Source organism: Candidimonas humi (genome assembly GCF_019166065.1).
Classification (GTDB): Bacteria; Pseudomonadota; Gammaproteobacteria; order Burkholderiales; family Burkholderiaceae_B; genus Candidimonas; species Candidimonas humi.
In genome coordinates this window covers 33,939-59,400 of record NZ_JAHTBN010000006.1, presented here as the reverse complement: position 1 = coordinate 59,400, position 25,462 = coordinate 33,939, and the positions used below count along the sequence as shown (strand labels likewise).

Annotated in this window: 25 protein-coding genes and 1 pseudogene; 15 read left to right on the top strand and 11 right to left on the bottom strand. The window is 65.3% G+C overall.

Annotated elements, in window-relative coordinates:
- Positions 1 to 83: 83 nt before the first annotated feature.
- Positions 84 to 1,007: an alpha/beta hydrolase family protein gene (locus KVP10_RS14465; RefSeq protein WP_217965323.1), complete on the bottom strand. Its 924-nt coding sequence runs from the start codon at positions 1,005 to 1,007 to the stop codon at positions 84 to 86.
- A 69-nt stretch (positions 1,008 to 1,076) separates the two neighbouring features.
- Between KVP10_RS14465 and KVP10_RS14460 the strand changes: the two are divergent.
- Positions 1,077 to 1,346 (top strand): annotated as a pseudogene (locus KVP10_RS14460) (cupin domain-containing protein); the annotation flags it as partial.
- A gap of 25 nt (positions 1,347 to 1,371) precedes the next feature.
- Positions 1,372 to 1,920 carry a GNAT family N-acetyltransferase gene (locus KVP10_RS14455; RefSeq protein WP_217965321.1) on the top strand — a complete coding sequence of 183 codons (549 nt, stop codon included), beginning with the start codon at positions 1,372 to 1,374 and terminating at the stop codon, positions 1,918 to 1,920.
- A 20-nt stretch (positions 1,921 to 1,940) separates the two neighbouring features.
- On the opposite strand, the gene KVP10_RS14450 is transcribed toward KVP10_RS14455, so the two are convergent.
- The gene (locus KVP10_RS14450; protein ID WP_217965320.1) at positions 1,941 to 2,879 is read right to left on the bottom strand and encodes a bifunctional helix-turn-helix transcriptional regulator/GNAT family N-acetyltransferase; all 939 of its coding nucleotides are present in this window, start codon (positions 2,877 to 2,879) and stop codon (positions 1,941 to 1,943) included.
- A 225-nt stretch (positions 2,880 to 3,104) separates the two neighbouring features.
- Between KVP10_RS14450 and KVP10_RS14445 the strand changes: the two genes are divergently transcribed.
- Positions 3,105 to 4,676, top strand: coding sequence for a sulfatase-like hydrolase/transferase (locus KVP10_RS14445; protein WP_217965319.1), 1,572 nt, complete (start codon positions 3,105 to 3,107; stop codon positions 4,674 to 4,676).
- Between the two features lie 64 nt (positions 4,677 to 4,740).
- The gene (locus KVP10_RS14440) at positions 4,741 to 5,925 is read left to right on the top strand and encodes an NAD(P)/FAD-dependent oxidoreductase (RefSeq protein WP_217965318.1); all 1,185 of its coding nucleotides are present in this window, start codon (positions 4,741 to 4,743) and stop codon (positions 5,923 to 5,925) included.
- Positions 5,926 to 5,968: 43 nt separating this feature from the next.
- Here the strand turns inward: KVP10_RS14440 and KVP10_RS14435 are convergent, their stop codons facing one another.
- Entirely contained in the window at positions 5,969 to 6,607 is a 639-nt protein-coding gene (locus KVP10_RS14435) for a carbonic anhydrase (RefSeq protein ID WP_217965317.1), read from the bottom strand.
- A gap of 149 nt (positions 6,608 to 6,756) precedes the next feature.
- Between KVP10_RS14435 and KVP10_RS14430 the strand changes: the two genes are divergently transcribed.
- Complete coding sequence (locus tag KVP10_RS14430; protein WP_217965316.1) at positions 6,757 to 7,287, top strand: GNAT family N-acetyltransferase; 531 nt, start codon at positions 6,757 to 6,759, stop codon at positions 7,285 to 7,287.
- Between the two features lie 44 nt (positions 7,288 to 7,331).
- The gene (locus KVP10_RS14425) at positions 7,332 to 8,405 is read left to right on the top strand and encodes an alpha/beta hydrolase (protein WP_217965315.1); all 1,074 of its coding nucleotides are present in this window, start codon (positions 7,332 to 7,334) and stop codon (positions 8,403 to 8,405) included.
- Positions 8,406 to 8,553: 148 nt separating this feature from the next.
- Here the strand turns inward: KVP10_RS14425 and phnE (KVP10_RS14420) are convergent, their stop codons facing one another.
- Genes phnE (KVP10_RS14420) through phnD form a run of 4 tightly spaced genes read right to left on the bottom strand, consistent with a single transcriptional unit; the run spans position 8,554 to position 12,037 of the window.
- Positions 8,554 to 9,375, bottom strand: coding sequence for a phosphonate ABC transporter, permease protein PhnE (gene phnE, locus KVP10_RS14420; RefSeq protein WP_217965467.1), 822 nt, complete (start codon positions 9,373 to 9,375; stop codon positions 8,554 to 8,556).
- Between the two features lie 23 nt (positions 9,376 to 9,398).
- Positions 9,399 to 10,208, bottom strand: a complete 810-nt coding sequence (gene phnE, locus KVP10_RS14415; protein WP_217965314.1) for a phosphonate ABC transporter, permease protein PhnE — start codon at positions 10,206 to 10,208, stop codon at positions 9,399 to 9,401.
- A complete protein-coding gene (gene phnC / locus KVP10_RS14410) occupies positions 10,205 to 10,999 on the bottom strand; it encodes a phosphonate ABC transporter ATP-binding protein (protein WP_217965313.1) in 795 nt (264 codons plus the stop codon). Before phnC ends, phnE (KVP10_RS14415) begins: the two co-directional genes overlap by 4 nt.
- A gap of 24 nt (positions 11,000 to 11,023) precedes the next feature.
- Positions 11,024 to 12,037 (bottom strand): phosphate/phosphite/phosphonate ABC transporter substrate-binding protein, encoded by a 1,014-nt coding sequence (gene phnD, locus KVP10_RS14405; protein WP_217965312.1) that lies wholly within the window; start codon positions 12,035 to 12,037, stop codon positions 11,024 to 11,026.
- 478 nt (positions 12,038 to 12,515) lie between these two features.
- Here phnD and KVP10_RS14400 point away from each other — a divergent pair, with 478 nt between their 5' ends.
- The 3 genes from KVP10_RS14400 to KVP10_RS14390 all read left to right on the top strand — a co-directional run bounded on the left by KVP10_RS14400 (position 12,516) and on the right by KVP10_RS14390 (position 15,488).
- Entirely contained in the window at positions 12,516 to 14,216 is a 1,701-nt protein-coding gene (locus KVP10_RS14400) for an AMP-binding protein (RefSeq protein ID WP_217965311.1), read from the top strand.
- A gap of 253 nt (positions 14,217 to 14,469) precedes the next feature.
- Positions 14,470 to 14,829, top strand: coding sequence for a hypothetical protein (locus tag KVP10_RS14395; protein WP_217965310.1), 360 nt, complete (start codon positions 14,470 to 14,472; stop codon positions 14,827 to 14,829).
- An 80-nt stretch (positions 14,830 to 14,909) separates the two neighbouring features.
- Complete coding sequence (locus KVP10_RS14390) at positions 14,910 to 15,488, top strand: Spy/CpxP family protein refolding chaperone (protein WP_217965309.1); 579 nt, start codon at positions 14,910 to 14,912, stop codon at positions 15,486 to 15,488.
- Between the two features lie 111 nt (positions 15,489 to 15,599).
- On the opposite strand, the gene KVP10_RS14385 is transcribed toward KVP10_RS14390, so the two are convergent.
- Positions 15,600 to 16,091: a GFA family protein gene (locus KVP10_RS14385; protein ID WP_217965308.1), complete on the bottom strand. Its 492-nt coding sequence runs from the start codon at positions 16,089 to 16,091 to the stop codon at positions 15,600 to 15,602.
- 167 nt (positions 16,092 to 16,258) lie between these two features.
- Between KVP10_RS14385 and KVP10_RS14380 the strand changes: the two genes are divergently transcribed.
- From KVP10_RS14380 to KVP10_RS14370, 3 genes are all read left to right on the top strand, one after another.
- Entirely contained in the window at positions 16,259 to 16,963 is a 705-nt protein-coding gene (locus KVP10_RS14380; protein ID WP_217965307.1) for a glutathione S-transferase N-terminal domain-containing protein, read from the top strand.
- A gap of 194 nt (positions 16,964 to 17,157) precedes the next feature.
- Positions 17,158 to 17,847: a PadR family transcriptional regulator gene (locus tag KVP10_RS14375; protein ID WP_217965306.1), complete on the top strand. Its 690-nt coding sequence runs from the start codon at positions 17,158 to 17,160 to the stop codon at positions 17,845 to 17,847.
- A gap of 95 nt (positions 17,848 to 17,942) precedes the next feature.
- Positions 17,943 to 18,857, top strand: coding sequence for a siderophore-interacting protein (locus KVP10_RS14370; RefSeq protein WP_246600694.1), 915 nt, complete (start codon positions 17,943 to 17,945; stop codon positions 18,855 to 18,857).
- A 175-nt stretch (positions 18,858 to 19,032) separates the two neighbouring features.
- Here KVP10_RS14370 and KVP10_RS14365 read toward each other — a convergent pair whose 3' ends face one another.
- The gene (locus tag KVP10_RS14365; RefSeq protein ID WP_376810992.1) at positions 19,033 to 19,485 is read right to left on the bottom strand and encodes an acyl-CoA thioesterase; all 453 of its coding nucleotides are present in this window, start codon (positions 19,483 to 19,485) and stop codon (positions 19,033 to 19,035) included.
- Between the two features lie 130 nt (positions 19,486 to 19,615).
- Between KVP10_RS14365 and KVP10_RS14360 the strand changes: the two genes are divergently transcribed.
- Positions 19,616 to 20,266, top strand: coding sequence for an HAD family hydrolase (locus KVP10_RS14360; RefSeq protein ID WP_217965304.1), 651 nt, complete (start codon positions 19,616 to 19,618; stop codon positions 20,264 to 20,266).
- A 23-nt stretch (positions 20,267 to 20,289) separates the two neighbouring features.
- Here KVP10_RS14360 and KVP10_RS14355 read toward each other — a convergent pair whose 3' ends face one another.
- The gene (locus KVP10_RS14355; protein ID WP_217965303.1) at positions 20,290 to 21,165 is read right to left on the bottom strand and encodes a LysR substrate-binding domain-containing protein; all 876 of its coding nucleotides are present in this window, start codon (positions 21,163 to 21,165) and stop codon (positions 20,290 to 20,292) included.
- 147 nt (positions 21,166 to 21,312) lie between these two features.
- Here KVP10_RS14355 and KVP10_RS14350 point away from each other — a divergent pair, with 147 nt between their 5' ends.
- Positions 21,313 to 22,545 carry a YbfB/YjiJ family MFS transporter gene (locus KVP10_RS14350; protein ID WP_217965302.1) on the top strand — a complete coding sequence of 411 codons (1,233 nt, stop codon included), beginning with the start codon at positions 21,313 to 21,315 and terminating at the stop codon, positions 22,543 to 22,545.
- Positions 22,520 to 23,590, top strand: coding sequence for an NAD(P)H-dependent flavin oxidoreductase (locus KVP10_RS14345; protein ID WP_217965301.1), 1,071 nt, complete (start codon positions 22,520 to 22,522; stop codon positions 23,588 to 23,590). The genes KVP10_RS14350 and KVP10_RS14345 overlap by 26 nt, the downstream gene beginning before the upstream one ends.
- Positions 23,591 to 23,656: 66 nt before the next feature.
- On the opposite strand, the gene KVP10_RS14340 is transcribed toward KVP10_RS14345, so the two are convergent.
- Positions 23,657 to 25,399 carry an IlvD/Edd family dehydratase gene (locus KVP10_RS14340; RefSeq protein WP_217965300.1) on the bottom strand — a complete coding sequence of 581 codons (1,743 nt, stop codon included), beginning with the start codon at positions 25,397 to 25,399 and terminating at the stop codon, positions 23,657 to 23,659.
- Positions 25,400 to 25,462 lie beyond the last annotated feature (63 nt).

Sequence of the window (25,462 nt, the reverse complement as noted above, 5' to 3'; positions counted from 1 at the left end):
CCGAGAGAGCTGTCGATCCAGTCGGGGTTTGCGGGGAATGGGCTCCGCGCCTCTCTGGCTGGATCTCGCCGATCCGTCGTCACTTATTGCCCGGCGGCAAAATGCCGGGTGACGGCGCGCGACACTTTGCCGCTGTTCAGCCACACCAGCGTTTCGCGCCACAGGGTGTCGCGAAAGCGGTCGTGGAAGAACGCGAAATGGCCTATTTGCGGCAGTTGCAGTTCGTCGGGGCGCACCTGCACATACGAACGCTCGCAGCCGGTGTAGTACGCCAGCAGGCGTAATACCGCGGGCGGGGTTGCATACGGATCATCGGTAATACCGTAGGCCAGCATGGGGCATCGCAAGGAAGGAAAGTAGCGAGTGAGGCCCGCGGTGCGTTGCACGTGTGGGCGCAAAATTGGGCCCGATCCTGCTTGTGCTTCGAGCGTGGCCTTGCGAAAGGCCCATTCGTAGGCTACCCCGGCGGGCAGGTCCTCGAGCCAGCCCAGACGGCGCCCCGGAAAGTATCCCAGCAGCCGAGTCAGCAGGGGCATGAAGACATGCCATTTCAGAAACATCGAGTAGCGCGCGGGCAGGGCATAGTCTTTCCAGTACGCGTATTGCGCGCCCACTGTCAGCATGCGGTCGATACGAGAGTTGGATGGGCTGAATCCCGGCACCACGCCGCCTATGCTATGGCCTACCACCACAATGCGGGCAGAAGGGAATTCCTGTGCCGCCCAGTTCAGCACGCCTTCGAAATCCTTGTTGCCCCAGTCGAATTTACTGGCTTTCAGTCCGCGTAGCGATTCGGGGCGGGATGCCCCTATGCCTCGATAGTCGTACGTAATGGCGATGTAGCCATGTGCCGCCAGGAAACGCGCGTACCTGGAGTAATACGAGGCCTTGACCCCTGTGGCGCTATTGATGATGGCCACGTTCGTGGGATGTCCGCCATTGTCTGCGCTGTGTATCGTCGCGCCCAGCGGATAGCCGTCCGTCGCGGGAATGGAGATGGCGGTCATGAATAGATGAATCGGCTTGCCGGGTAGCGATGTGCTGGAGGGAAATTGCTTGATTTAATATCTATTATTATTCAACTGGTGGAAGTCGAGTTTCCGCCGGGCGCGCGCGTGGCCTACGAAACCGGCGCCAGGGAAGCGTCGGTGCAGCAACAGCTCTGGGTTATCCGGGGCCGCATCGATGTCACGCTCGGCGACCAGCGCTACGAGCTGCATAAAGGCGACTGCCTAGCCATGCGCCTGGGCCAGCCGCTGCTGTTCAGCAACCCGGCGTCCGTGCCGGCGCACTACATCGTGGCCATCTGCGATGGACAAGCGGCGGGCGGCACGGGCAATACCTGACTTTCCGCGACTCACAGGACTTTCCATGACTTCCCCTGCATCGGTAGATGGCGTGCGCCTGATCGATTGCGACGAGGCGCAACATGCCTCGTCGATTCTGGCGATTCTGAACGAGGCTATCGTCAATTCGACGGCTTTGTACGATTATGTCCCCAGGCCTGCGCAGGCCATGGCGGACTGGTTTGCCGCGAAGCGCGCCCACGGCTTTCCCGTGGTGGGGGCGGTGGATCCTTCGGGCGAGCTGCTGGGCTTTGCCAGTTGGGGCACGTTTCGCGCGTATCCCGCCTACAAGTACACGGTGGAGCACAGCGTATACGTGCATCCCGGGCAGCGCGGCCACGGCTTGGGCAAGCTCTTGATGCATGAATTGATACGCCGGGCCGGCGAGGCGCAGGTGCATGTCCTGGTGGGTTGCATAGACGCCGCCAATTCCGCCAGCATCCGCCTGCATACCGGCCTGGGCTTCAAGCACTCCGGCACCATAGAGCAGGCGGGTTTCAAGTTCGGACGCTGGCTGGACGCTGCCTTCTATCAACTCAATTTGCAGATGCCGCGGCAGCCGCAGGACGGCTGAGCCGACAGCCGAGGTTTGCGTCAGCGATCGGCCCGCTGGCGAGTGGTGGGGCGCACGGCCCGATTGCCCCGCAAGCCTCGTTTTTCGAACCAGTGGTGGGCGTAAGGGTTGTCGTTGTATGCCGCGATCTCGACGAAGCCGTTGTTGGCGTAAAGCGCGCGCGCCTCGGTGAGATTGCGGTTGGTGTCCAGCCGCAAGACATTGAGCCCCGCCGATACGGCGTGTTTTTCCAGGGCTTCGAGCAAGCGCTGGGCGATGCCCAGGCCGCGCGCGGCCGGGTCCACCCACATGCGCTTGATCTCGCCGAAGCCTGCATCCATGAGCTTGATCGCGCCGCAGGCGACCGGCATGCCGTCCAGCCTGGCCACGAGAAACAGGCCTGCGGGCGGCACGAGCGATTCCGGATCGGCCGACGGGCCGCGCGCCGGGTCGAAGCTTTGTTCGAAGCGCTGCGACAGCTCATCGAAGTATGCCTGCAGGCAAGCCCGGGCTTCGCGACCCGCAGGGTCGGCCGGTTCGATCGTGACGGCCGCCGCCCGCAGCAGGCGCTCCACCTCCGCCATCGCTGCAAGCAGGCGCGTGCGCTGCGAGGCACCCAGGGTGGACAGCAGCGCGGCCGCCTGGTCTTTGGAGCGCCGGTCGAGCCTGCGCCATTCCTTGCGCCCGGCAGGTGTCAAGCCGACGCGGCGCACGCGCCCGTCGCCCGGATCGGGCCGCGTCGCAAGCAGGCCTTGCCTTTCCAGTTTGTGCAGCAGCCGGCTGACGTAGCCGGAGTCCAGGCCGAACCGCGCTCGCAGTTCGCGCACCGTGGCGCCTTGCGCGCCGATCTCGAACAGCAGGCGGGCTTCGGCGAGCGGGCGGCCGCTGCCGAGGTAGTCATGATCGAGCGCGCCTACCCGGCGCGTAACCGTCCGGTTGAAGCGGCGGACTTGCTGTAGCTGTTCGTCGTGCGTGCCCATTATCTGACATTAGTCAGATAAATATGCGCTGTCAATAGCGGTCTGGCCACCGTGCGGAATGGCGGACAATTTACGAGCCATAAAAGCCATAAAGGCGAGCATTTCCATTCGCTGTGGCCCAGGGGCGTCCCGCGGGGCTGGCCAGGCGCGGGATACAATGTCGCGATCCTTCCCGCGTCGGATTTCCCCCTTCGCCTCACCGCCAAATCCAGCAGGTGTAAAGCCATGCCGTCCGCGCACCTCCGCAACGTATTGTTCATCATGTGCGATCAGTTGCGCTTCGACCACCTGGGCTGCAACGGCCATCCCTATCTGCGCACACGCAATATCGATTGGCTGGCCTCGCGCGGCGTCAACTTCCGCAATGCCTTCGTGCAGTCCGGGGTGTGCGGGCCCTCGCGCATGTCGTTCTATACAGGGCGCTATGCCTCGTCGCACGGCGCCACCTGGAATAGCGTGCCGCTGCCTATCGGCGAGCTGACGCTGGGCGAATACCTGCACGACAGCGGCCGCATGCTGGCCCTGGCCGGCAAGACTCATTGGCGCGCCGACACCGCGGCGATGCGACGACTGTCTATCGAAGGCGACTCGGCCCTGGGCCGGATGCTGGGTGCGGGCGGTTTCGTCGAAATCGACCGCTACGACGGGCACGTCGAGCCCGGCAAGGAATCGGGCTATGCCGATTATCTGCGCGCCCATGGCTACGACAGCGCCAATCCCTGGAACGATTTCGTCACCAGCGCGCTGGACGAGCACGGCGAGCGCGTCTCGGGCCATCGCCTGCGCAACATCCACCTGCCGGCGCGCATCGCCAAGGAACATTCCGAGACCGCCTACATCACCGACACCGCCATCGATTTCCTGAACGCACGCGGCGACGAGCCCTGGGCGCTGCACCTTTCGTACATCAAGCCCCACTGGCCCTATATCGCGCCGGCGCCTTATCACGCCATGTATACGCTGGACCAGTGCCTGCCGGTGTCGCGCCATCCCGACGAGCTGGCGCACCAGCATCCGGTGCTGGCCGCCTACCGACAGCAGGAAGAGAACATCAACTTCATGCGCGACGAGGTCATTGCCCAGGTGCGGCCCCGCTATACCGGCCTGGTGCAGGAAATCGACGACCAGCTCGGCCGCTTGTGGGAAACCATGGAAAAGCTGGGCCGGTGGAAAGACACGTTGGTGATCTTTACTTCCGATCATGGCGATTTTCTCGGCGACCACTGGCTGGGCGAGAAAGAGCATTTCTATGACACCGTGCAGCGCGTGCCGTACCTGCTCTATGACCCCGATCCGGCGGCCGATGCCCGCCGCGGTACGCGTGAAGAACGTTTCGTCGAGGCTATCGACACCGTGCCGACAGTGCTCGAGGCGTTGGGCCTGCTGCGCCGCGAAGAGCGGGTGGAAGGGTGCTCGCTGCTGCCGCTTACCCGCGGCGACGCGCCCGAGGCATGGCGCGATGCGGTGTTTTCCGAGCTCGATTACACCTTCCGGCCGGCCCGGCTCATCTTGGGCCGCGGCCCCAATGAATGCAAGGCATGGATGGTGCGCACGGCCGAATGGAAATACGTGTACTGGCTGGATTATCCGCCGCAGCTCTTCGACCTGCGCAACGATGCGCACGAGTTCTTCGACCTGGGCAGTGTCCCGCAATTTGCGTCGACTCGCGCCGTGCTGCATGACAGGCTGTGCGAGTGGTTCGCGCGGCAAAAGCGCCGCACCACGCTGGATTACCAGCAGGTGCAGGCTCGCACGGGCACGGACAAGAAAGAGGGGATTTTCTACGGGGTGTGGTGAGGCCGGGCATATTCGCGAGCCGGGATGACGGGCCGTAATTTCGATGTCGTTGCAGGAACGAATCATGGATACTTCGACTCAGGTCAAGAAATACGACGTAGTGGTTATCGGCGGCGGTATCGTAGGGTCTTCCGTCGCCTATTTCCTGCTGCAGGCAGCCCCGCATTTGTCGGTGTGCGTAGTGGAGCCGGATTCGACCTACGAGTTCGCCTCCGCCCTGCGTTCTTCGGGAGGCTGCCGCGTGCAGTTCACGGGCGAGGAAAACATCGCGATGTCCTTGTTCAGCCTGGATTTCATCCGGCATTTCGAGGAACGGATGGCGACTGCCAAGCAGCCGGTCCATGTGGATTGGGTGGAAGGCGGCTACCTGTTTATCGTGCCGCCGGAACACGCCGCGCAGTTGGAAAAGAACGTGGCTGTGCAGCGGGCGCAAGGCTGTACCGTAGATCTGCTTTCGCCGGGGGAGCTCAAGAGCCGTTTCCCCGCCATGTATGTCGATGATCTCGGGGCCGGCGCCCATACGCCGCATGACGGCTGGTGCGATCCCAACGGCTTGCTGTGGGGGTTCCGGCGCAAGGCGGTGGAACTCGGCGCCGTCTATGTCGCGGCGCGGGTGACGGGCGCGCGCTGCGATGCCGCCAAGGCGGTTGCGGTCGAGCTGGATAACGGCGCAAGCCTGGCCGCGGAAGCTTTCGTCAATGCGACCGGGGCCTGGTCGGGGGATGTCGCCAAACTGTTCGGCATGCACCTGCCGATTTCACCCGTGCGCCGGTTCGAGCATTATTTCACCCCAGGCAGCCACGTCGGGCACCTGCCTTATGTGAAAGACATGTCGCGCCTGGCTTTCAGGTCCGAGGGCAAGGGTTATTCGGGCGGCCTGGTAGACGGCAGCGCGGTGCGCGGCTACAACTTCGAGGTCGACCACGATTATTTCGAGAACGTCGTCTGGCCGGCGGTGGCCCATCGTTTTCCGGCCTTCGAGGCGGCGAAATGCCACCGTACCTGGTCGGGGCTGTACGAAGTGAACGAGCTCGACGGCAATCCGGTCATCGGCGCCTGGAATTCCCGGCTGCCCAATCTTTATACCGTTGCGGGCTTTTCCGGCCATGGCATGATGCATGCGCCCGCTGCGGGGCGGGGCATTGCCGAGCTTGTCGTGCATGGCCGCTACCAGACCATCGACCTGGCGCGGCTGGGCTACGAGCGCGTCGAGCGCAACGAGCCCTATCCGGAAAAGGGCATACTCTGATCAGCGCCCACCGTGGCTCGGCCGCGGCGGCGCGTGGTGGCTATCAGGCCTCGGTGTAGGGCTTGAAGTCCCCGCCGCTGTCGGGGCGCAGGAACAGCACGCCGGTGGCGATGCCGAAGTAGGCGCCGTGCAGTTGCATCTCGCCGCTTTCGACCCGCTGGCGTACCGCCGGGAATGTCATCAGGTTCTTCAGGCTGTGTTCCACCACGGCCCATTCGAGCTGGCGGATCCAACTGGCGCGATCGCCCTTGGGCGGGCCCAGGCGTTCGGCCACGGGGGCGATCTGCGACATCCACTTGCCGATGAAGTCGCGCTTGGTAAGCGGCGCTGCCTTGTTGGCGAAGGCGGCCACGCCGCCGCAACTGGCGTGGCCCATGACCACGATGTGCTTGACCTGCAGCGCATTGACGCCGAATTCGATGGCTGCGCTGGTGCCGTGGTACGAGCCTTCGACATCCGATTCGCAGGGCGGAACCAGGTTGGCGATGTTGCGCACCACGAACATTTCGCCCGGGCCCGCGTCGAATATGGTTTCGGGGGCGACGCGCGAATCGCCGCAGCCGATCAGCATGACCTCCGGATGCTGCCCTTTTTCGGCCAGTTCTTCGTATCGTTCCCGCTCTTGCGCCAGCCTGCCGTTCAAAAAGGATTTATAGCCGTCGAGTAGTCTTTGCGGGAACATGAAATCTGCCTGAAATGGTTTGTGACACCGATGATTTTAGTCCAGGCCACAAGACGGCCCTTATAGAGCCGTGCCGGGGCCGGCGTTTCCGGCCGCGCGCAAGATACTAAACTGGCGACTTTGCCCAGACCCGGCAAGGACATTTTCATATGCTCCCAAATTCCGCTTCCGCGTCTTCCTGCACGTTCCGGCGCCTGCAAGTTGCCGACGCCGCTGCCTACCGGGAATTGCGCCTGGAAGGGCTGCTGGCGCATCCGCAATCCTTCGCCGCGGCCTGGGATCAGGAGCAAGCCAGGCCGCTGGAGTGGTTCGAGCAGCGCTTGCGTGACGGCCTGGTGCTGGGCGCCTGGCCGGCCCAGGGCGAGGGTCTCATGGGCATCGCGGGGCTGCATGTGCCGGAATCGCCCAAGCTCAGTCACAAAGGCACCTTGTGGGGTGTCTATCTCCGGCCGCAGGCGCGTGGAACGGGGCTGGCCGGCGAACTGCTTGGCCGCGTGCTCGAACTGGCCCGGGGCAGGGTGGAAGAAGTGCTCTTGACCGTGCAGGCTTCCAATGACGCCGCCCTGCGTCTGTACCGGAACGCCGGTTTCAAGGAATACGGCCTCGAGCGCCGGGCATTGAAGATCGATGGGCGCTACTATGACGAATTGCTGATGGCGTTGCCGCTGGCCGGCGCCTGAAGGGCGCGGGTAGTCCGTCTTTTTCCTGTCCGGGGAGAACTTTCATGTCTATGCGTCTGCTGGCTTGTATGCTGGGGGCCGCCGCGATGGCGGCGTGTGGTGTCGCGGGGAACGCCTGGGCTGCCGGCAAGAGCCAGAAGAACGCGGTCCAGCACGTCGCCGGCCAGTGGTTGCAGGTTGCGACGCCGCAGGGCAAGGGCATGATGGCGGTTTATGCGGACCGTGCGCTGGACAAGCCGGCGCCTGATGTAAAGCGCGTGTTGCTGGTCGTGCACGGGCTGTTGCGCAATGCCGATTCTTATTTCGCTGCGGCCAAGCAGGCGCGGCAAGCGGCCGGCGCGGCGGGCGCCGACACCTTGGTGGCGGCGCCCCAGTTCCTGACGCGCGTCGATGCCCAGGCCTTCGGGCTGGCTGCCGACACGCTTGAATGGACGACGGGCGGCTGGAAGGACGGGGCGCCTGCCGTCGCGCCGGCCCCCATAAGCTCGTTTTCCGCACTCGATGCCTTGCTCGCGCATTTTGCCGACCGCAAGCTTTACCCGGCGCTGACCGAGGTGGTGTTGGCGGGGCATTCGGCCGGCGCCCAGGTGGTGCAGCGCTACGCGGTCGCCGGGCAAGGTGATGCGGCGCTGCGCCGCGCCGGCATACGCATGCGCTATGTGGTGGCCAATCCGTCCAGTTATCTGTATTTCGACGACGAAAGGCCCGCGGCGGATGGCTCGTTCCACCCTGCCGATGTTGCTGCCTGCCCCGCAGCAGTGAAGTGGAAATACGGCTTGAAGGATGCGCCGCCCTATGTGCAGCAGGAGGGCACTGCCGGCCTGGAAGCCCGCTATGCCAAGCGCGACGTGGTGTACATGCTGGGCATGGCCGATACCAATCCTTATACGCATTTCATCGACCGGTCCTGCGGCGGCATGGCCCAGGGGCCGTATCGGCTGGCCCGGGGGCTGGCATATTTCAGTTATATGCAGCAGCGTCACCCGTCCGGCCTGAACCAGTCTTTGGTGGAAGTGCCCGGTGTCGGACACAACGACCGCGGCATGTTCACCTCGGCCTGCGGACTGGCGGTGTTGTTTGGCACCCCGGTGCCCGCTACTTGTCCGCACAAGCCCTGAAGCGAAGCGCGTGTAGGCGGTGGTAGTGTCGGCCTTGATGCCGCGGCAAGGGCTGTAGCCGCGTGGAAAGGGACTGGCGCCGGGGCGATGCACGAGACCGTGGCCGCGAATAGCGGCTCGGCCCATGGAAGGGGCCAGGCCCCGCCCCTTAAATCAGTTTCTTGCGGATGATGTTGACGGCGATTTCGGCGACCACCACCACGGCGAAGATCATCAGCAGTATCAGGGCGACGCGGTCCCATTGGAAGAAATCCATGGAATTCTGCAGCGCCACGCCGATGCCGCCGGCGCCGACCAGGCCCAGCACCGCGGATTCGCGCACGTTGATGTCCCAGCGCAGCAGGGCGATGGACCAGAAGGCCGGCTTGACCTGAGGCCAGAAGCCCTTGAGCAGCACGCTGGCACGCGGCGCGCCTACCGCTTGCAGCGCCTCGATGGGGCCGGGCTGGCATTCTTCGAGCGATTGCGCCAGCAGCTTGCCCACGAAGCCTATCGAGCGAAAGGCGATGGCGAAGGTGCCGGCCAGCGGCCCGGGGCCGAAGAAGGCGACGAACAGCAGCGCCCATACCAGCGAATTGACCGAGCGCGAGGTCACTAGTATGACGTGTGCCAGCCAGTTCAGCGCCGGCACGGGCGTGACGTTGCGCGCGCCCAGCAGGCCCACGGGCAGCGCCATCACCAGGGTTATCAGGGTGCCCAGTGACGCGATGTTGATGGTCTCGAGCATGGCGCGGCCCGCTCCGCGCTGGAATTCCGCGAAGTCTATGGGCCACATGCGGGTGAGCATGTCGGCCATCTGTTGCGGCGCGTCGGTCAGGAATTCGGGAATGATGTCGACCGTGCGCAGCGCCGTGAGGGTGGCCAGCACGATGAACAGGAAGACGGCGAAGCGCGCGAGGCGCTGCGCCGGCGTGAAGCGTGTCCATTCGCGGCGCACGGCGCTGCCGGCCACGGCAGGTTCGGCCAGCATCGCCTGTGGTGTTTGGCCCGGCCTCACAGAAAGGCTCTCCGCAGGATTTGCGAGAAGATCTCGGCCAGCATCACCAGCGCGATGATGGACAGCAGCAGCGCCAGCACGAAGGGATAGTCGAAGCGCTGGAAGGCGGTGAACAGCGTGCCGCCGATGCCGCCGGCGCCGACGATGCCGACCATGGTCGAGTTGCGCACATTGGAGTCGAGCTGGTAGAGCGCGAAGCCGATGAAGCGCGCATTGACCTGCGGCAGCACGCCATAAAGCATGGTATTCAGGAAGCCCGCGCCGGTGGCGCGTATGGCTTCGACCTGCTTGAGCGAGATTTCTTCTATGGCCTCGGCGAACAGCTTGGAGATGAAGCCGATGGAAGCGACGATCAGCGCCAGGATGCCGGGGGCGGCGCCGAAGCCTATGGCCTTGACGAACAAAATGGCGACGATCACCGGGTGAAAAGAGCGGCAGAGCGCGATGAAGGCGCGAGTCAGGCCGCTGACCCATGCCGGCATCAGGTTGCGCGCGGCCAGGAAGCCGAAGGGCAGCGACAGGATCACGCCGAATACCGTGGAAATAATGGCGATCTGCAGGCTTTCCGCGATGCCTTGCAACAGCAGCGCGCGGCGGTGGAAGTCGGGAGGCACCATCTCGGCCAGGAGGCGGCCGCCTTCGTGCAAGCCGATGACGAAGCGGTGCCAGGTGATGCCCATCTGCGCGCAGGCGTAGATGATATAGGCCAGCAGCAAGAGCGCGATGACGCGCACTGTCCAGTTGGCGGGAAATGGATTACGGCCCGGGCCGGCCGACGGCTTCAGGGCGCGCGCGGGCACGCTCATAGCCAGTCTTCCCCGCCGTAAATGAACTTGAGGTGGCTTTCCGCGAGTTCGTCGGGCTTGCCGTCGAAGACAATGGTGCCGTCTTTCATGCCTATGATGCGCTGCGCATAGCGGCGCGCCAGCTCGACATTGTGGATGTTGACGATAACGGGCAGGTTCATCTCGGCGCCGAGCTCGGCGATGAGTTCCATGATTTCCACCGAGGTGCGCGGGTCGAGCGATGAAGTGGGCTCGTCGGCCAGCAGAAGTTCGGGACGCTGGGCCAGCGCGCGTGCGATGCCGACGCGCTGTCGTTGTCCCCCCGAAAGTGCGTCGGCGCGCTTGCTGAAGTGGTCGGCGAGCCCGACACGCTCGATCAGCCCGAAGGCGCGCTCGACGTCTTCGCGCGCGAACTTGCGCAGCCACGCCCGCCACACCGGCACGTAGCCCAGCCGGCCGCTGAGCACGTTTTCCATCACCGACAGCCTTTCGACCAGGTTGTATTCCTGGAAGATCATGCCGATGCGCCGGCGCGTGCGGCGCAGGGCCTTGCCGCCCAGGCCGGTGATGTCCTCGCCGTGGAACAGCACCCGGCCGCTGGTGGGCTCGACCAGGCGGTTGATGCAGCGGATCAGCGTGCTCTTGCCCGTGCCCGAGGGGCCGATGACCGCGGTCACGCCGCTCGAGGCCACGCTCAGGTCTATGCCGCGCAGCACGGGATTGGAGCGGGTGTATTCCTTGGTGAGTTTCTGCAGGACCAGCGCGGCGCCGCCATGCTGCGCGGCGCCGTGGGATGCTTCAGTAATGGGCATGGGTTGCGTCCGTCGTCCGTCGGGTCAGGGCTTTTTCTTCTTGGCTGCGGCGGCCGCTTCCTTCTTGGCTTCGGCGTCAAAGGTAGCGCGGTCGTAGGGCGCGCCGGTGGCGTCGGCGATCTTGCGGATCACCGCCCAGTCCTTTTTATAAGTGGCCGGCCAGAAGCGATCCACGCCGCCGGAGAATTCTTTCTGCATCTCGGGCGGGAAGCGGAACGACAGGAAGCATTCCACGATCTTGTGCGCCAGTTCGGGCTTCAGGTCGTGCGCATAGGCGAAGCCCGAGGTCGGGAACGGGTCGCTCTTGTACAGGATGCGGAAGTCGGACAGCTTGATGTCGCCGCGTGCCGCCATGCGTTCGAAGACGTCCGAGGCCACCGTTGCGGCGTCGTAGTCGCCGGCCTTGACCCCCAGCACGGAACGGTCGTGGCCGCCCGAATACACCACCTTATAGTTTTTATCCGCGGTGAGGCCGACTTCGGGCAGCAGGGCGCGCGGAGCCAGGTTGCCGGAATTGGACGAGGCCGCGGTATGGGCGATCTTGGCGCCCACCAGGTCGGAAGGCTTCTTGTATTTGGAGTCGGCCCGCACGATCAGGATCATGCGGTAGCTTTCGTAGGACTTGGGGTCACCCTTGATGGCAAAGGGAATGGCGCCGGCCAGGTTCACCGCAAACGCGGTGGGGCCGGTTGAAAACCCCGCCACGTGCAGGCGCCCGGAGCGCATGGCTTCGACTTCGGCCGAGTTGGAAAGCACCGGGTAATACACCACGTGCTTGCCGGTGCATTTGGACAGATAGGCTACGAAAGGCTTGAAGGCATTGGCGTAGACCGCAGGATCTTCGACTGGCGTATAGGCGAAGACCAGCGTGGACGGGTCTTTCAATTCTTTGGGATCGGTGGGCGGAGCCGCCACCATTTTGTCGCCGTCCACACAGTACTGCGAGTCGAGCTCGCCGTGCGGGCAATTGGCCGCCATCGAGGGCAAGGCCGCAAGGCCCAGCAGGATGGCGAACAGGGCCAGAATGAATTTACGCATTTGTTTCCCTCCTCTTGGTTTTACCGGCCGCTGCCGCGCATGGGCCGTCCCTGTCGCCTGCACAGGCGGGAAACGGGCCGGCGCGAAGCCGGCTCTGCCCGGATCTGCAGCCCGGAGGCTGGGGAAGAGGGCGCCGAAATCCACTGTGCGTAGCGGTCGAGGCGGGTGCTGCGTATCGCCAGTCGGCACTCTTGAAATTCTGATGAAAACGATTTTACTCAGGCCTTGCAAGGTGGCTATTCATGATTACCCCGAGATTGCCGTGATGTTGCAAGCCCGCGTATCCATTAGCTTTCAGGCGGCTGAACGCGGTGCTGCGCCATGCAGCCGCGCCGGCTTTCGGGACGCCTTGCCGCGGGGTGCGACGACGACGCTTTCCGTCTCTATAATGGATCGGCGAGACTGCACATCGAATTCAACGAGCGCCATGCTGCCGCGATCGCGGCGGTTGCCGGCGGGAAATAAAACGGAGACATGCATGACATCGCAAGCATTTGCACAGGCGCGGGATTTTCTGTTGAAGCATCGCAGCGACTACGATGCCGCATACCGCGGCTTCAAGTGGCCGAAGCTGGACGAGTTCAATTGGGCGCTGGACTGGTTCGACGACTATGCGCTCAACAATGACGATACGGCCCTGTGGATCGTCGACGAAAACGGCCAGGAACTGAAGCGCTCGTTTGCCGAGATGTCGCGGCGCTCGAACGAGGTGGCCAATTATTTGCGCAGCCTCGGGGTGCAGCGTGGCGATCGCATCTTGCTGATGCTGGCCAACCAGGTGGCCTTGTGGGAAACCTTGCTCGCCGCCATGAAGCTGGGGGCGGTGACCATACCTGCCACCTTGCTGCTGACGGCCGACGATATTACCGATCGCATGCAGCGCGGCGGCGTGCGCTATGTGGTCACCAATGCCGACCAGGCCGCCAAGTTTCCCGATACGGCGGACATCAAGCGCATCGCGGTAAGCGGCGGCGGCCCCGTGCCGCAAGGCTGGTTCCGCTACGAAGACGCGACCGCGGCCAGCCCGGTGTTCGAGCCCGACGGCCCCACCCGGGCTACCGACCCCATGCTGCTGTATTTCACGTCGGGCACCACCAGCCGGCCCAAGCTGGTGCAGCACAACCACCAGAGCTATCCGGTGGGGCATTTGTCGACCATGTACTGGATCGGGCTGCAGCCGGGCGACATACACTGGAACATCAGCTCGCCGGGCTGGGCCAAGCACGCCTGGAGCTCGGTGTTCGCTCCCTGGAACGCGGGGGCGGCCATCTTTGTCTACAACAGCGCGCGCTTCAATGCCCGCGTCACGCTGCAGACGCTGGCCGATTACGGAGTGACGACGCTATGCGCGCCGCCTACGGTGTGGCGTATGCTGATCCAGGAAGACCTGGCCTCGTACCCCGTGAAGATGCGCGAAGTGATAGGCGCGGGCGAACCGCTCAATCCCGAGATCATCGAGCGCGTGAAGAAGGCCTGGGGCCTTACTTTGCGCGACGGCTATGGGCAGACCGAGACCACCGCGCAAGTCGGCAATTCGCCCGGCCAGCGACTCAAAGCGGGCTCCATGGGCCGCCCTATGCCGGGCTACAAGCTGGCCTTGCTCGACCCGGACGGGGAACTGGCCACCGAAGGCGAACTCGCCATATCGCTGGACCCGCGCCCCACGGGTCTGATGGACGGCTATGTCGACGACCGCAGCAATTCCATCAAGCCGGTGGGCGATGCCTACTATCGCACCGGCGACGTAGCCGAGGTCGACGCCGACGGCTATTACACCTATGTCGGCCGGGCCGACGATGTGTTCAAGGCCTCGGACTACCGCATCAGCCCCTTCGAGCTGGAAAGCGTCTTGATAGAGCATCCGGCGGTGGGCGAGGCGGCGGTGGTGCCCAGCCCCGATCCCTTGCGGCTGGCGGTGCCCAAGGCTTTCGTCGCCTTGCGGGCGGGCCACGAACCCAGCCGCGAGCTTGCCGGCGAGATCCTGCGTTTCGCCGCGCAGCGGCTGGCGCCCTACAAGCGCATCCGGCGTATCGAGTTCTATGAGTTGCCCAAGACTATTTCGGGCAAGATCCGGCGCGTGGAACTGCGCAAGGCCGAGCAGGGGCGCGACGGCGAGGGCCGGCGCGACAACGAGTTCTGGGAAGAAGACTTCAACAAGGGAGGCGAGGCCGCCAAATAAGCCCATGGCGGCGCTGTGTATCCGGCCGGCCGCGCGATTCGTCCCGGCGAGCGCGACAGGAGCATGTATACATATTCCTGTACAGGTTTCAGTTTTGGGTGTTTCGGGACATAGTTGTAAGCAATGATGTGGCCCCCCATTTGCCATGGAAGCGGATGGGTATACTGGGTTCGAGTGCCCTGCGCCGTGGCTTTTGCAGGCAGCGGCCCGGGCGTCGGTCCATCAAATCAAGAAACGCAAGGAGGTAATCTCCATGGCTCGCAACTTCCGGATTTTCACCAAAAGCCTGAGCGGCCTGGCTGCAGTGGCGGCAGTATTCGCCATGTCGGCCCCGGCCCAGGCCCAGCACCACGGCGCGCGTGGGCATCCCCCGCCGCATGCGCATGTCAGGCCCGCACCTCGTCATTACCATCGTCCGCCACCCGCTTATCACGGCGGCTACCATGGCCACTATCACGGTGGCGGCGGCGGTGGCGATGGTTTGCTGTTCGGCGCTGCTCTGGGCGCTATCGCCGGCGCCGTGATCGCGGGCTCCGCCGTGCAGGCGCCGCCTCCGGTGGTCTACACGACGCCGCCTCCCCCGCCGCCTCCGCCCGTGTATTCGGGCTATTGATACGCCCGGCCCGCACGGGATACCGATTCCGCGCGGGCCTGTCGCCTTCCCATTCCAGTCACCCGATCGAGCATACAGACATGAACCTTAAATTGAACCAGGCCTTCGCGCCGGTACTGCTGACTCTCGGCTTGTTTTCCGCCGCCGCCATGGCGCAAAGTTCTGCGCCTGCTCCTGCTGCGGCGCCTGCCGAGCAAGGCGCCACGCCCAACAAGGCTGCGCCTGCCCATGCCCAGTCCAAGGCCGCGCGCCACGCCAAGAAACACGAAGATCGCGTCGAAGAGCGCATCACCCGGCTGCACACCCAATTGAAGATCACCAGCGAACAGGCCAAGCAATGGGAGACCTTCGCGCAAACCATGCGTGACAACGCGCAGCGCATAGACCAGGCGATCCAGGATCGCGCCAAGGGCCTTGCTTCGATGAATGCTGACGATTCCATGAAGTCGTACGCGAAACTTGCGCAAGTGCATGCCGATGACATGCAGAAATTATCCGACTCCTTCAGCGGCCTGTATGCGGTGCTGTCCGACACGCAGAAAAAGACAGCCGATGAGCTGTTCCGCGACCAGCATGGCAAGAAGCCGGCCAAGCATCATTCGCATCACAAGCCTCGGCACGAAGCCGCGCCCGCTCCCGCGGCGCCGGCGGCCAAGTAAAGGCCCGGGCGGCGCCGAGCCGCGGCATTGCGCCGGCGCCGCTATTCATCGTCCGCCTTGAGGCGGAGGCAAATAAGTTCGATCCCGGGCCGGCGGCAAGCCGGCCCGTGTTCAATCCGCGGTCAGTCCCAGGCGTTCATGCCACTCGGCTATGGATTCTTCCGGGTATACCTGGAAAAACAAGTCTTTCGGTTTTTTCTCGACCTCTACCCATGGCGCCTTGAATTCCAGCATCAAGTGGGTGTGTTCCGGGGGCACGGGCAGCGGAGTGTCGATGGCGCTGGCAAAAGGATGTATCAGTTCGGGCCATTCGGGGCTAAAGAGCCACAACGCGCTGCCGCAGAGCTTGCAGAAATGCCGCTCGGCGGTGCTGGTGTGCGCACGGGCCTGCCCGGGGTTTCTGATCTTGGCGTGGTAGATCGAGATATGATTCTTGCCTGTGATCTTCATGCTGCGGGCGTCTCCGCCCAGATTGATCGCGTAGCCTCCACCGCCTTGCGTCTTGCGGCAGATGGAACAATAGCAGCGCTGGTAAGGGTAGGGCGTGGAGCTTTCCAGGCGGAAGCGCACGGCGCCGCAGTGGCAGGAACCTTTCAAGTGCATGGCGGTCGTCTCCTAGCAAGGGCGCCGCGGTCCCGCGGCGCGAAGCCCATGGGGCAAGGCCAGTGTATCGCAAAGGCTGCCAGGCCGAAGTTTCGGGGCCGCTCGGGTGTGCCGGGCTTTTCGAGTATTCTTTCGAGTCGGTATTCCCGTCCCGCTGGAGATATTCAATGACCGATCTGTCCGCCTTTCCCATCACCAAGAAATGGCCGGCCTCGCATCCCGACCGCCTGCAGCTCTATTCCCTGCCCACGCCCAATGGCGTGAAGGTATCCATCATGCTGGAGGAAACAGGGCTGCCCTACGAGGTCCATCTGGTGCGCTTCGACCAGAAGGACCAGATGTCGCCCGAATTCCTGTCGCTCAATCCGAACAACAAGATACCCGCCATCCTGGATCCCAACGGACCCGACGGGCGCCCGCTGGCGTTGTTCGAGTCGGGCGCCATCCTGGTCTACCTGGCCGGCAAGACCGGCAAGCTGCTGCCGCGCGATGTCGCGGGCCGCTACGAGACCTTGCAGTGGTTGATGTTCCAGATGGGCGGCATAGGGCCCATGTTCGGCCAACTGGGCTTCTTCAACAAATTCGCCGGCAAAGACTACGAAGACAAGCGCCCGCGCGACCGCTACGTGGCCGAATCGCGCCGCCTGCTGGGGGTGCTGGATGGCCGCCTTGTCGGCCGCAAATGGATCATGGGCGACGAATACACCATTGCCGACATCGCCACTTTTCCGTGGGTGCGCAACCTTATCGGCTTCTACGAAGCCGGCGACCTTGTGGGCATCCAGGATTTCACCCAGGTGCGGCGCGTGCTGGACGCCTTCGTCGCCCGGCCGGCGGTGATTCGCGGGCTGAACATCCCCAAGCGCGATTGACGCCGGCTGCGGCGACGGCGAACCGCGCCGCAGCCCGAGCGCGCGCCAGGCCCGGATGATTCAACCACGGGCGGGGCGCGTCCGACCGCACACAATCCAGGCGAGAGCTTGATCAAGCCATTGAAAATGGCTTGACAGTCCCTGCAAACACAATTATCGTAAGATATATCTTTAGATATATACGAGGCGATAATATGCACGCATGGAACAAATTTTCCCTGAGCCGTCTATGGCATCCCGGCTGCGCAGTCTTCCCCGAAGGCGGCGGCGGGCGTCATGGCCATGGCCATCACGGAAGGGGCGGCCGAGGCCGGCCCGGCGACTGGGACGGCATGGGCGACGATGGCGGGCGCTTTACGCGCGGGCGCAAATTCGGCGCCGACGACCTGCAGCTCATGCTGCTGGCTCTGATCGAAGAGCGGCCCAGCCATGGCTACGAGCTGATCAAAGAGCTGGAGTCGCGGTCCAACGGCTTCTACAACCCCAGCCCCGGCGTGGTCTACCCGGCGCTCACTTATTTGGCGGAACTGGACTACACCACCGCCGAGACTGAAGGCAATCGCAAGCGCTTTCATCTGGCGCCCGCGGGCAAGGAGCATCTGCTTGCCAATCGCGACCGCATAGAACTGCTGTTCGCGGTCCTGAGCCACATGGCGCGCAAGATGGCGTGGATGAAGCGCGCCTGGAACAGCGAGGCGGGCGAGGGCGCCGACGCGGCCGAGCCCGAAGAGCAGGACGGCTGGCTGCCGGAATTCGTGGCCGCGCGGCGCGCATTGAAGATGGCGCTCCTGCGCCGCAGCGCCGCCCCGGCCGAGGAACAGCGGCGCATCGCCGCCATACTCCAGCGGGCCACGGCGGAAATCCTCGACGGCGCCGAGCAGTGAGCCGCTGCGCCTGTTCCTGATCCCCGTGTGTCCCGGCACGGATTGTTGGCCGTGCCGGGCGCAAGGGGGCAAAACCACATACAAAGAGATATCGAATGACCATGGATACAAATCTTGCCGGCCTGCGCCCGGCCGGCCCGGGTGCGCTTGCGCCGGTGTCCGGCGTGGTGCCGGATGTGCCTGCAGCTTCGGGCCGCACTTCGCAGCCTTTGCAGGTGACGAAGCTGCGCCACCCGCTCAAGGCGCGCGTGCTTCAGGTCCGCCGGGTCGCCCGCGTCACGCCCCACATGCTGCGGGTGACGCTGGGCGGCGATGACCTGGCCGGCTTCGTGTCGGCTTCTTTCGACGACCACGTGAAGCTGTTTTTCCCGCCCGAGGCGGGCGGCGTGCCGGCGATGCCGGTCATCGGCGAGCGCGGGCCGGTGTTTCCCGACGACCAGCCGCGGCCGCAGACGCGCGACTACACGCCGCGCCGCTACGATGCCGATGCGCTCGAGCTCGACATCGACTTCGTGCTGCACGGCGACGGGACCGCCTCGTCCTGGGCTGCCCAGGCGCAGGCCGGCGATTACCTGGGCGTGGCGGGGCCGCGCGGCTCTTTCGTCATTCCCGAGGGGTTCGACTGGCATTTGCTGATCGGCGACGAAACCGCCTTGCCCGCCATTGCGCGCCGCCTCGCGGAACTGCCCGCCGGCAAGCGGGTGCTGGCCGTGGTCGAGACCGGCAGCCCCGCGGCCCGCATGACGCTCGACACGCGCGCCGATCTGCATATGCACTGGGTGCACGGCGGCGCCGCGGCGGCCGACGGCATCGGGCCGCTGGAACGGGTGGTGCGCCGGCTGGTGCTGCCCGAGGGCGACGGCTATGTCTGGGCCGCGGGCGAGTCCTCGGTCATCCGCGCCGTGCGCGAATACCTGGTGCGCGAGCGCGGCATCGACAAGTCGCGGATACGCGCGGCCAGCTACTGGCGCCGCGACGGCGGCCCCGGTCACGAGGTAATGGAAGACTGACGTCGCGCCGTATCCGCGGCATCGGCCTTGCCCAGTGCTTGTGTCGCCCGCTGTTTCGTGCCTTGTTTTTCCTGATCGAAAGCCGGTATTAGCGGTTGCCGCCCTCGGCCGCGAGAGGTTCGGGGGCGTGGCTTAGCACATTCGGGCCTTGCTTTTTCTTGATGGAAAACCGGTATTAGCGGTTGTCGCCCTCGGCCGCGAGAGGTTCGAGGGCGCGGCGCAGCACATCGGGCAAGGGCACCGGCCGGCGCGACTGCCGGTCGACGTAGACGTGCACGAAATGCCCGTGAGCCGCAGACAGCGGATCGCCCTCGCGGAATATGCCGAGCTCGTAGCGCACGCTGGAATTGCCCAGCCTGGCTACGCGCACCGCCGCCTCGATGCGCTCGGGAAAAGCGATGGACGAGAAATACTGGCAACCTGTCTCCACCACCAGGCCTATCACCGGGCTTGCGGCGATGTCCAATGCCCCCGCATCGACCAGGTAGCGATTGACCGCCGTGTCGAAATACGAGTAGTACGTGACGTTATTGACGTGGCCGTATACATCGTTGTCCATCCAGCGGGTGTCGATGGGCAGGAAGTAGCGGAAGTCGGATCGGGGACGGGGCAAGGGTCGGCTCATGATTTCAATGATAATAGCGTATGGCGCGTATCGGGCGCGCAGGCCTGCATGCCCAGTGTGAGTTGCGGTATTCCATGCCGGGCAAGTGGCCCCCGGAGCCCGGCCGTCGATGGAAAGGATATCGGGAAGTTCAATGAAATTCGATGCAGTGATTTTTGATTGCGACGGCGTGCTGGTCGACAGCGAGGCCATTACTTCGGGCGTGTTGCGCGACATGCTCGACGAACTCGGCTGGCGCATGAGCCCCCGGGAATGCCACGATGTATTCCTCGGCAAGGCGCTCCAGGACGAGTTGACGATGATCCACAGCCGCACCGGCATCCTGCCGGGCGACGAGTGGATCGAGCAATTCCGGCAGCGCCGCAATTCGGCGCTCGCGATCGACTTGCAGCCCATACCCGGCGTGCACGACGCGCTGGCGCAGATCTCTGCCCGCTGGCGTTCGAACATTGCCTGCGCCTCTGGGGCCGACCGCGGCAAGATCCTCTTGCAGCTCGAAAAGGTAAGGCTGATCGACTATTTCGCCGATCGCACTTTCAGCGGCTACGAAATGGCCCGGAACAAGCCTTTCCCGGACGTCTACCAGGCGGCCATGGCCGCACTGGGCGTCGATGCCCGGCGCTGCGCGGTGGTGGAAGACAGCGTCACCGGCATTACCGCGGGCGCCGCGGCCGGCGCCACCGTATACGCCTATGCCCCGCAGGGCGATGCCGACCCGCTCTATCGCGCGGGTGCCAGTTATGTCTTCACCGACATGGCCCAGTTGCCGGCATTGCTGGGCTGAAGGCAGTTTGGCGGGTTTTGTGATCAAGCCGCCGCGGCGCGCGGGCCGCGTAGCTGTTCCCGCAGCGCGGACAGCGCGGCGCTGGATTCGTCGCGGCGCCAGATCAGCGGCGTAACGATGCGCGCATGCGCGTCGGGAAGCCGATGCCGGGCCAGGCCCTGGTGTTGCATGGTGCCCAGCACCGACTCGGGGACCAAGGCCACGCCCGCACCCGCGGCCACGCAGGCAACGATCGCGTGATACGAGGCGAGCTCGAGCACCCGCACCACGGGCTTCCTGCCGTGTCCGATCCAGCGTTCCAGGGCGCGCCGGTAGGCGCAGCCGTTGGGAAAGGCGACCAGCGATTCGTCCTTTACATCTTCGGGACGCGTGATGCGTGGATGGCCGGCCGCGGAAATGATCACCAGCTTTTCGTCGAACAGCGCCATGGAACACAGGTTTCCGCCTTCGGGCGTTTCGGCGACGAAGGCGGCATCGAGCTGGCGCTGCGCGACCGCGGCCGTGAGCGTATCGTTGGTGCCGGTGACGAGTTCGACGCCTACTTCGGGGTAGGCGCGGTGATAGGCGGCCAGGATGGGCGCCAGGCGGCTGGCCGCGGTGCTTTCCAGCGCCCCGAGTTTCAGGGTGCCGCTGGGCAGTGCGCCCGATACGGCGCTGCGCGCTTCTTCCGATAGCTGCAGCAGTTTGTCGGCATAGGCCAGCAGCATTTCGCCGCTGGGCGTGATGAGCAGCCTTTGCTTGTCGCGATAGAACAATTGCGTGCCGACCGAGGCTTCGAGCTGGCGGATGCGGGCGCTGACGCTGGACTGGACGCGATGCAGCTTGCGTGCGGCCTTGAGCACCCCGCCTTCATCGACCACGGCCTTGAAAATACGCAGGTCGGCAAGTTCCAGTTCCATGTAGATCCTCTACCAATAAGAAAGCCGCCGGGGCGTGCCGTGCTCGTCGCCTCTATGCTTCAAGCCCGCCATATGTTCTGTAATTGAGAACAAGATATTCTTTATATTTCATTATACGAGAATAAATAAAAGGGCTAGCATGTGCACATGGATACGGACGCAGACTCCCGCACAGACCCGGCCGGCGCACACTATGCGCCGGCCGCCATTTCTCCCGCCGTTGCCGCGCTGGTGGCAAGCCTAGGCCTGGCTTCGGCCATGGGCATAGGGCGATTCGCCTTCACGCCGCTGCTGCCCCTGATGCAGCACAGCTTCGATCTGTCGCTGCGCCAAGGGGCCTGGCTGGCGAGCGCGAACTACATCGGCTATTTTCTCGGGGCTCTGGGCAGCTACGTGTTCGATCCCGAGCCCGGCCGCAGCGCGCGCTACAGCCTGCTGGCCATTGCCGTGCTCACCATCGCCACCGGCCTGACCCATTCCTTCCCGGCCTGGGCGCTGCTGCGCCTGCTGACGGGCGTAGCCAGCGCCTACGCATTGGTGGGCATTTCGTCCTGGGTGCTGGCGGTATTGGCCAGAAGCGCATCGCGTGCGCTGTACGGCTGGGTCTTCGCCGGCGTCGGCGCGGGCATGCTGCTGGCGGGCCTGGTCGGTCTGGCCGCGGGCGTCTGGCGGCAGTCGCCCGATCGCGCCTGGCTGGCGCTCGGGGCTTGCGCCCTGGCGGTCTGCGTCTACGCCTGGGGGCATCTGGGCACATCGGTACAGGCGCGTGCGCCGGCGCGCGCCGACAGGGGCGGCGCCCTGGGGCTGCACGGCTGGATACTGGTCGCCTGCTATGGCGTCTTCGGTTTCGGCTACATCATTCCCGCGACTTTCCTGCCGGCGTTCGCCCGCCAGTTGATCGACGATCCGGCCGTCTTCGGCTGGGTCTGGCCGCTGTTCGGCCTGGTGTCCGCGCTGTTCGCCGTGGTTTGCGCGCGCCTCTTCGGCCATTTGCGGCCCCGCGTGGTGTGGGCCTGCGGCCATGTGGTGATCGCGGCCGGGGTGTTGGCGCCGGCCGTGGCGCCGGGCCTGGCTGCGGTGGTCTTCAGCACGGTGTGCGTGGGCGGCACCTTCATGATCGTCGTCATGGTCGCCACGCGCGAGGCACACCAAGTGGCGGGCGCAAATTCGGCCCGCCTGATCGCGGCCATGACCACGGTTTTCGCCATAGGCCAACTGCTGGGGCCCTTGGCCATTCCGGCCGGGCCGCTGAGCACGGCTGTTTTCTATCCCAGCGTGGGCGCCGCCTGCCTGATGCTGGCAACCGCGGTCGCGCTGCTGCGGCGCGACCGCCCTTCGGCCGATAAGGAATCCCATGAATACAGCCTGCGCTCGCGCTGAACAGTTCTGCCGCCGTTTCGGGCTGCGCGCCCCGATCTTGCTGGCGCCCATGGCGGGGGCGTGTCCGCCGCAGTTGTCGGCGGCAGTGGCCGAGGCGGGAGGCCTGGGCGCTTGCGGCGTGCTGCTGATGCAGCCGGACGACATCGCCGACTGGGTTGCGCAATTTCGCGCGCGCAGCCAGGGCGCTTTCCAATTGAACCTGTGGATACCCGACCCGGCGCCGCGGCGCGATGCCGCGCACGAAGAGGCGCTGCGCGCCTTCCTCGGGCAATGGGGTCCGCCAGTCCCGGCCGATGCCGCCAATGGCAGGCCGCCGGATTTCGCCGCCCAGTGCGCGGCGATGCTCGAGGCGCGCCCCAATGCGATTTCTTCCATCATGGGCGTCTATCCGCCGGACTTCGTGCGCGAGCTCAAGGCGCGCGGCATTGCCTGGTTTGCGGTCGCGACCACGGTCGCGGAAGCGCGCGAGGCCGAGGCCGCCGGCGCCGATGCCATCATTGCGCAGGGCATGGAGGCCGGCGGCCATCGCGGCAGCTTCGACGCCGATTCGGCCATGCAGCAGCAAGTAGGGCTGTTCGCCTTGCTGCCGGCCGTCGTGGACGCGGTGCGGGTTCCGGTGGTCGCCGCGGGCGGCATCGCGGATGCGCGCGGCGTGGCCGCGGCCCTGGTGCTGGGGGCCAGCGCGGCCCTGGTGGGCACGGGATTTCTGCGCAGCGACGAATCAAGCATCAATCGCGCCTGGGCCGACGCCCTGGCGCACAGCGCGCCGGAAGACACTGTGGTGAGCCGCGTATTCAGCGGCCGGGCAGGGCGTTGCATCGTCAATGACTATGTGCGCGCCGCATCCGCGGACACGGCGCCCGCGCTCGCCCCGTATCCCGTGCAGCGCGGCCTGACCGCCACGATGCGCAAGGCAGCCGCCCAGCAGGGCAAGTTGCAGTGCATGCAGGCCTGGGCCGGACAGTCGGCTGCGCTGGCGCAGGCCCGCCCGGCGGGCGAGATCCTGCGCACGCTATGGGAAGGCGCGCAGGCATTGCTGGGCTGAACCGTGGCATTGCGGGCGGCCCGGTCGGGGCGCCGCGGGCTGCGCGCCGGCGCATGCCGGCCTTCGTCAGTCCGGAATGCTGCCCCGTGTATGCGCCGCGCGCAGGAAATCGAAATCCACGCCGCGATCGGCTTGGGTGACTGAATCCAGGAACAGTTTTTTATAGCCGCGTTCGGCGGTGGGCGCCACGCACGGGTGCTGCTGGCGGCGGCGTTCCAGCTCGGCTTGCGGCACCAGCAGGTCCAGTTCGCGCCGGGCCACGCTCAGGCGTATGCGGTCGCCGTTCTCGACCAGCGCCAGCGGGCCGCCTATCGCGGATTCGGGCGTGACATGCAGCACGATCGTGCCGAAGGCGGTGCCGCTCATGCGCCCGTCGGAAATGCGCACCATGTCCTTGACGCCGCGTTGCGCCAGCTTGCGGGGTATCGGTATGTAGCCCGCCTCAGGCATGCCCGGCGCGCCTTTCGGGCCGATGTTCTTCAGCACCAGCATGTCGTCGGGCTCGACGTCGAGGTCGTCGCGGTCTATGCGCGCAGCCAGGTCCGCGGCGTCCTCGAAGACCACGGCGCGGCCCTCGTGCTCCATGAGGCCCGCGTCGGCGGCGCTCTGCTTGATGATGGCGCCGCCCGGGGCCAGGTTGCCGCGCAGCACGGCTATGGCCCCCTGCGGATAGATGGGGTCGGTGCGCGGCTTCACCACGTCCTGGCGATGCGCCGGCGCCGCCGCGGCGATTTCTTCGCCCAGCGTGCGCCCGGTAACGGTCAGCGCGTCCAGCCTGAGCAGCGGCGCCAACTCGCGCAGCAGGCAGGCCATGCCGCCCGCCTTGTGGAAGTCTTCCATGTAATGCTGGCCGGAAGGCTTGAGATCCAGCAGCACCGGGGTCTCGCGGCCCATGCGGTCGAGCGCGTCGAGATCCAGGTCCAGGCCGAGGCGTCCGGCGATCGCCGCCAGGTGCACGATGCCGTTGGTCGACCCGCCTATGGCCAGCAGCACACGCAAGGCATTGTGAAAGGCGTCGGGCGTCAGGATCCGGTCCACCGTCAACTGCTGGCGGGCCAGCCATACGGCCTGTGCACCGGTCTGTTCGGCGATGCGCATCCTGTCCGCGGTAACGGCCGGGGGCGTGGCGCCGCCGGGCACCGTCATGCCCAGCGCCTCGGCCACGCAGGCCATGGTGCTGGCGGTGCCCATGACCGAACAGGTGCCTACGCTGGCCACCAGTTGGTCGTTGACGTCGACGATTTCCTGCGCGTCGATTTCCGCGGCGCGGTAGCGCGCCCAGTAGCGCCGGCAATCGGTGCAGGCGCCGACCCGGTCGCCGCGATGCGAGCCGGTCAGCATGGATCCGGTGATCAGCTCTATGGCCGGGATGCCGGCGGATGCCGCCGCCATCAGTTGCGCCGGCACGGTCTTGTCGCAGCCGCCCACCAGCACTACCGCGTCCATGGGCTGGGCGCGGATCATTTCTTCCGTGTCCATGGACATCAGGTTGCGCAAATACATGCTGGTCGGGAAGGCGAAGCTCTCGTGCACGGATATGGTGGGGAATTCCATGGGCAAGCCGCCCGCCAGCATGATGCCGCGCTTGAGCGCCTCGAGCAGCATGGGCATGTTGCCGTGGCAGGGGTTGTAGGCGCTGCCCGTGTCGGCGATGCCTATGACCGGCCGATCGAGCGCGGTGTCGGTGTATCCCGCGCCCTTGATGAAAGCCTTGCGCAGGAACAGCGAGAATTCATTGTCGCCATAGCTGGTCAGGCCCTTGCGCAGGCCGGAGGCGGGATTAGGGGGTGGTGTCTTGCTGCGGGACATGGCGGCCTTTGTGCGGTGGCGAGGTCAAGGCGGCGCATCGGCTGCGTCCGGGGCGGGCAGTGC